Annotated in this window: 4 protein-coding genes; 1 reads left to right on the top strand and 3 read right to left on the bottom strand. The window is 69.2% G+C overall.

Annotated features, from left to right (window positions below; all coding sequences use genetic code 11):
* Positions 1 to 408: 408 nt before the first annotated feature.
* Positions 409 to 1,071: a TetR/AcrR family transcriptional regulator gene (locus tag GRC12_RS40875; RefSeq protein WP_208785512.1), complete on the bottom strand. Its 663-nt coding sequence runs from the start codon at positions 1,069 to 1,071 to the stop codon at positions 409 to 411.
* A gap of 176 nt (positions 1,072 to 1,247) precedes the next feature.
* Between GRC12_RS40875 and GRC12_RS40870 the strand changes: the two genes are divergently transcribed.
* Positions 1,248 to 2,492 (top strand): YncE family protein, encoded by a 1,245-nt coding sequence (locus GRC12_RS40870; protein ID WP_208785511.1) that lies wholly within the window; start codon positions 1,248 to 1,250, stop codon positions 2,490 to 2,492.
* A gap of 63 nt (positions 2,493 to 2,555) precedes the next feature.
* Here the strand turns inward: GRC12_RS40870 and GRC12_RS40865 are convergent, their stop codons facing one another.
* Both GRC12_RS40865 and GRC12_RS40860 read right to left on the bottom strand, forming a co-directional pair.
* Positions 2,556 to 4,415: a cellulase family glycosylhydrolase gene (locus tag GRC12_RS40865; protein ID WP_208785510.1), complete on the bottom strand. Its 1,860-nt coding sequence runs from the start codon at positions 4,413 to 4,415 to the stop codon at positions 2,556 to 2,558.
* Positions 4,416 to 4,525: 110 nt separating this feature from the next.
* Positions 4,526 to 6,077, bottom strand: a 1,552-nt coding sequence (locus tag GRC12_RS40860; RefSeq protein WP_244374540.1) for a GTP-binding protein, incomplete at its 5' end; no start/stop codon positions are given.

The following is a 6,077-nucleotide window of genomic DNA, read 5'->3' as shown; positions in this document are numbered from 1 at the left end:
GGCCGGCCTGGGGCGACGGCGGGCGGGTGGGGCCGGGGGGCGGCAAGTCCGCGAGAGGACGGGTTGCGGAGAGCGTGGAGGTCGCAGATCCGGGTGCAACGGCCGGGGCGAAGGCCTGGGGACGGCGGGCTGGAACGGCAGGCTTGGGCGGCTGGGCTGGAGCGGCGGCCGGGCCGGCGGGCCGGGGTGGCAGCCCGGGGGACGACGGACGGGCGGAGAGCGTCGAGGTGCCGGATCCGGCACGGCTTCGCGGCACCGCACCGCAACCAGTCGGTGTCACGGCCTCACAGGCGCCCATCCCTCACACAAGCGGTATCACCGCGTCGCAGGCACCCATCCCTCACACAAGCGGTATCACCGCGTCACAGGCACCCACTCCTCACACCGTCAGCGTCACCGCCCCACCCCTCAAGCGTCCGGTGGTGTCCAGCCAGGGGGCTGGAGTATCCCCAGCAGTTGGCGGACCAGTTCGTCGACCACCTCGTCCAGGGTTGCCTTCACCCAGCCCGCGCTCCAGTCGTGGAGCAGGCCGTTGACGCTGCCGATGAAGGCGGTCGCGGCGATGCGGTAGTCGCGTCGGGCCGCCTCCCCGCGCGCGGCCGCCGCCTCCGCCTCCGCGCAGATGAGGTCGACCCAGCGGGAACGGCGGGCCAGGCGCTGCTCCTCCAGCCGCGGACTGACGCCGATGATCTCGACGAAGGTGATGCGGATGCGGCGCGGATCGCTGGTGACGTTCGCCGCGTAGGCCCGGAAGATCGCGGTGGCCCGCTCGGCGATCGGCCGGCCCTCCGCCTCGGCGAACGCGGACAGCACGGCCGACTCCGCCCAGTCGTTGACCTGCAGGTGCAGCGCCGCGAGCACATCCTCGAGGGTGCGGAACTCCTCGTAGAACTGGCGGGTCGACAGCCCCGCGGCCTCGCTGAGCGCCGCGACGGTGGTGGCCCGGTATCCGGGGTCGGCACCGAAGAGTTCGAGCGCGGCGTCCAGGAATCTCCTGTGCCGCTCGGCCTGCCGCTGCTCGGCGGTCTTGCCGCCGTACCGCCCGGTCGGCGCCCTGAGCCTGCCCGCCACTGAGCCTCCCTCGTTACGTGATCCCTCGATTTTGTCGTGTACGCAGTCTTGTGGAGAAGGGTGCCCGCTCCTTACTTTCCAGTAAGTAAGAGTCTGAACGCGCTTCTTTTCAGATTCGACCGTCGATTCCATTGGCATGCCCGCATCACGCCCCGTCCACAGAGGAGAGAGCACTCATGCCTGCCATCAGATCCAGGCACCTTTGCTCCGTAGCCGCCGCCCTCGTCCTGACCGTCGCCGCCCCCGCGACCGCCGCCACCGCGGATTCCGCCACCGCGCTGCGCGAGGTGCTGTTCGTGGGGAACAACTGGGACGGCACCGCGACCGTCCTCAAGTCCTCCGGCGACTTCGCCAAGGTCGGGGAGATCAACGTCGTTCCCGACAAGGCGCAGCGCATCGCCGAGATCAACGCCGACCCCATCAAGTGGATCTACTACACGGCCATCCGCAACGAGGTCGGGCAGGGCCACGACCAGTACGTCGACGACATGTACTCCACGCCGGACGGCAAGTCGGTCGTCGTCTCCCGGCCCAGCTTCGCCGACGTCGTCTCCATCGACCTCGCCACCGACAAGATCAACTGGCGTTTCCCGGTGGCCGGTTACCGCGCCGACCACATGGCCGTCTCCCCCGACGGCACCCGGGTGGCGGTGTCCGCCTCCACCGCCAACAAGGTGCAGGTGCTGGACATCAACACCGGCAAGGAACTCGGCGAGTTCGCCACCGGGGACAAGCCGCACGAGAACGTCTTCACCAACGGCGGCAAGTACATCTGGAACATGGCGATCGGCGAGGTCACGACCTCCCTCGACGACCCGGCCTGGGACTGGACCAAGGGCGACCGGCACATCACCGTCGTCGACGCCACCACCTACAAGACGGTCAAGACGATCGACATGCGTGACCGCCTCGACGCGATCGGACTGAAGGACTTCTCCGACGCGGTACGACCCGCCGCCTTCACACCGGACTGGTCGAAGATGTACTTCCAGGTGTCGTTCTTCAACGGCTTCCTGGAGTACGACATCGCCACCGACAAGATCACCCGGGTGAAGACGCTGCCGGCGAACCCGGCGACCAGCACCGACCGCACCACGTGGCTGCTGGACTCGCGCCACCACGGCATCTCGATGAGCCCCGACGGCACCAAGCTGTGCGTCGCCGGGACGATGGACAACTACGCCACCGTCGTCGACCGGGCCACCCTCCAGGAAGGCCCGCTCGTCACGGCGTCGACTCCGTACTGGGCGACCGTGAGCGGTGACGGCAAGGACTGCATCATCTCCGAGAGCGGCGCCGACCAGGTCACCGCGATCGACTTCGCCACGGGCCAGAAGGTGCTGTCCGTGCCCGTGGGGGACCACCCCCAGCGGGTGCGGCTCGGTCATGTCCTGGCCGACTGGACCGGCCCGACGAGCTGACCTCCGAGAGCGGAACGGCGCCGGACCGAGGAGGTCCGGCGCCGTCTTGTCGTCAACTCCCGGTCAGAAGCGGGACGTCGCCCAGGACGCCAGTTCGGACTTCGCCGCGGCGAGGAGGCTCGACGAGGGGGAGGTCGCGCCGTTGGTCACCAGGGCGTAGTGCAGGACGCCCGAGTCGGAGTCGGTGAGCAGCAGCCGGCGGCTTCCCGTGCCGCCCGGCTCGGGCGCCACGGCGACCGGTGTCGACGCCGTGTAGGCCGGCGGGCCGTACACCGTGCCGAGATCGGAGACCACGGTGGTCGCGGCGGTCGGGAAGGAGGCGGGGAGGTGCAGCTCGGTGGGCGCTGTTGCGGAGCCGGAACGCCACACGAGCAGCCCGTACTGGCCGGAGCCGACCAGCTGGGACACGTTCGGCAGTGAGCTCGGCACCGGGTTCCAGGTGAGGGTCGTCGAGCCGTCGCGTGAGCGGTCCTCGTAGGTGAAGGCGAGGGTGGTGCCGGCCGTGGCGCTCGGGTAGACGCGGTCGAGGAGCCGGGCGTCCTGACGGAGCGTCACAGTGCCCGAGTCGTCGAGCCTGACCACCGAGAGGTCCTCGTCGTTCCAGGCGTCGCCGGAGGTCTGCACCTTGTCCGGGTTGTCGTTCATCAGCTCGTGGTGGCGTCCGTTGTAGATGTCCCACTGCCACTGGTTGCCGGAGAGCACCGGCCCGGAGGCGGCCGGGTTGCTCCACCAACTCGAGCCCGGCAGACGGGAGTCGAGGGCCTGGTACATCGCCTTGTCGACGGTCGGGGCCTTGCCGGAGACCGAGCCGGACAGCGGATGCCCGAACTCGCTGACCACGGCGGCCGTTCCGGCGGCCGCGGCACGGTCACGGACGGCGGCGAAGTCCCTCGCGTACTGGCCGTCGGAGGCGTTGCCCCACATCAGGATCCCGGAGATGGCCTTCTGGTCGTAGAAGTGGGTGTTGAAGACGTACCGCGGTCCCAGCGTGCCCGCGTCCAGGAGCCCGCCCTCCTGCTTCTGGGAGCTGATGTTGGAGTTCCAGAAGAGGTTCGGCTCGACCAGGGCGGGCTTGTCCTGCCAGCCGGCCGCGTCCATCCGGGCCCGGAACTTCTGGTAGAAGGGCCACAGCAGGTTCTGCTCCCAGGTTCGGCTGGTCTGGCCCGAGTCGTAGCTGCCCGCGTACGGCTCGTTGTACGGGTCGAAGCCGACGACTCCCGCGAACTCCGCGTCGTTCAGGTGCTGTTGGACGTACGCCATGGTCTTCTGCGCGGTGTCGAGGAAGGAGTCCTGCAGGCCGTAGGTGTTGTGCCAGAAGTCGTACTGGGCCTTGGTCACGGCCTGGTTCTGGGTGATGTTCTGGCCCCAGAACAGGCAGATCCCGCAGGACTCCTGGGGGTAACCGCCCAGTGCCACGGCCCACTTGGGGGCTCCGTCGCCGGTGTACCAGCTGCCGGAGTTGAACAGGTAGCGGGAGTAGAGGTCCTGATGGAAGTCCGGGTAGACCCGGATGCCCGCGTCCAGGAAGGCCCGCATCTGGTCGGTGACGGCGGCCAGGTAGGTGGTGTCGGCGGTGCCCCGGGTGGGCTCCGCGTGGGCCCAGGACAGCAGGAAGCGGACCGAGTTGCCGCCGCCCAGCGCCCGCAGCGCCGTCGCCGACTTCTTCGCGTCGGCGACCGAGGCGAAGGGCAGGCCGCTGTTCTCCTCCAGCTTGGTCTCGCCGGAGACGTTGTAGCCGCGCAGGACGACCTCGCGGCCGCTGCCGTCGACGAATCTGCCGTTCTGCACGGTCAGAGTCGATCCGTCGAACCAGAGGGAGTCGGGGACGGTGGCGGCGGCGGAGGCGGACGGCACGCCCGCCATCGTCAGGGATCCGAAGAGGACAACCAGCACAACGAGCAGACGTGTCCGGATATTCGGCATGTCCACTACAGTCCGGGGATTTCCGGACACCGTCAATACTTCTGACTCTTGAGTAAGTTTCAGGATTTTGGGTACGTCCTCCCTCTGCCGCCCCGCCCTCCTTCCTGGCCTCAACTCCCCACTCGCCGCGTCACGTTCAACAGGTACTCCTTGCGGTCCAGGGGATTGTGGTCGGTGCGCCTGCGTTCGGGGACGGTTCCGTGGGTGATCGGTGCGTAGTGGTCGAAAGCGGTCTCCAACTCGCCCTCGCCACGGGTGAGTCCGGGCAGCCGTCGCTCCAGCTCGTGCACCCGGCCGGCCGGGACCGCACCCTCCAGGACGCAGCCGGCGCCCCGCGTCACCGTCGTCCGCGGCACGGCCCGCAGCGCGGCCAGCACCGGCAGCAGCGCGCCCAGCGTGTCGGCCGGAGCCTCGATCCGGAAGCGGTGCAGGGGCTCGTACACCCGCGTCCCGGCCCGGCGCAGCGCCTCGATCAGCACGAGCGGGGTGACCCCGCGGAAGTCGGCGCCGGTGCTCGACATGCTCTTGTCGAAGCCCTGGTGGGCGTGGCTCTGCCGGGGCGAGTAACCCGAGTGGGTCATGGTCACGGTGCAGTCGGTGACCTGCCAGCCGTGCAGGCCCTGACCGAGGGTCTCGCGCACGGTGTCCTCGACCGCCTTGAAGAAGGCGTACGGCATGGAACCGAGCTCCACCTCCAGGCGGAAGTCGACGCCCGCTCCGGGCGGCGCGGGATCGACGCGCAGGCCGACGGTGGCCAGGAACGGGTTCGGGTCCTTCTTGTTGAACTCCACCGCCGCGCCCGAGCCGACCGGCCGCTCGACGCAGATGGTGGTGGTCTCCCGGAAGCCGACGTCGAGTCCGTACTCGTCGGCGAGGGTCGACTGGATGACCTCCTTCTGCACCTCGCCGTACAGGGACACGGAGGTCTCCTGTCGCACCTCGTCGCGGCGCAGGTCGATCAGCGGGTCCTGTTCGGCGAGCTGGGTGAGCGCGACGTGCAGTGCGCGCCGGTCGGTGTCCGGGCCCGGGACGACCACCGTCTCCAGGGTCGGCGGTGCGAAGAAATGCTCGTACGCCTTGCGGGGTTCGCCGATCGCGTCGCCGATCCGGATGTCCGCGAGACCCCACAGCCGGGCGATGCGTCCGGCGGTGACCGCATCGACGCGGGCGTCGCTGCCGTGGTCGAAGACGCTGATCGCGGTGATCCTGCCCTCCTTGCGGGCCTCGCCGTAGGGGACGCGGTCCCGGGTGCGCAGGGTGCCGGAGAAGAGACGGGCGTACGCCGTCTTCTCCCCCGCCGGACCCCGCTCGACCTTGAACACCGTGGCGGAGAGCGGGCCCTCGGGGTCGCCGTCGGACGGAGGGAGGAACTCCTTGATGCCGTTGACGAGGGCGTCGATGCCGGCGCCGGTGGTGGCGGAGCCGAAGTAGACGGGGTGGACGAGGGATTGGCGGGTCTGGGCGGTGAGGGCGGCGAGGAGGGTGGCATGTGACACAGCACTGAAATCCTCAGTGGTATGTGACATGGCACTCGGACCTTCGGTGGCGTGTGACATAGCGCTAGAACGCTCAGTGGCATGTGACATACCACTGCCCTCCACATACGCCGCCAGCAGCTCCTCGTCATGCTCCGCCAGCACTTCGAGCGCCCCCGCCCCCATC

Source organism: Streptomyces griseorubiginosus, assembly GCF_017614965.1.
In the GTDB taxonomy this organism is placed as follows: Bacteria; Actinomycetota; Actinomycetes; order Streptomycetales; family Streptomycetaceae; genus Streptomyces; species Streptomyces griseorubiginosus_B.
Note: the sequence above shows the minus strand (reverse complement) of the source record. Positions and strands in the feature narration are given on the sequence as shown.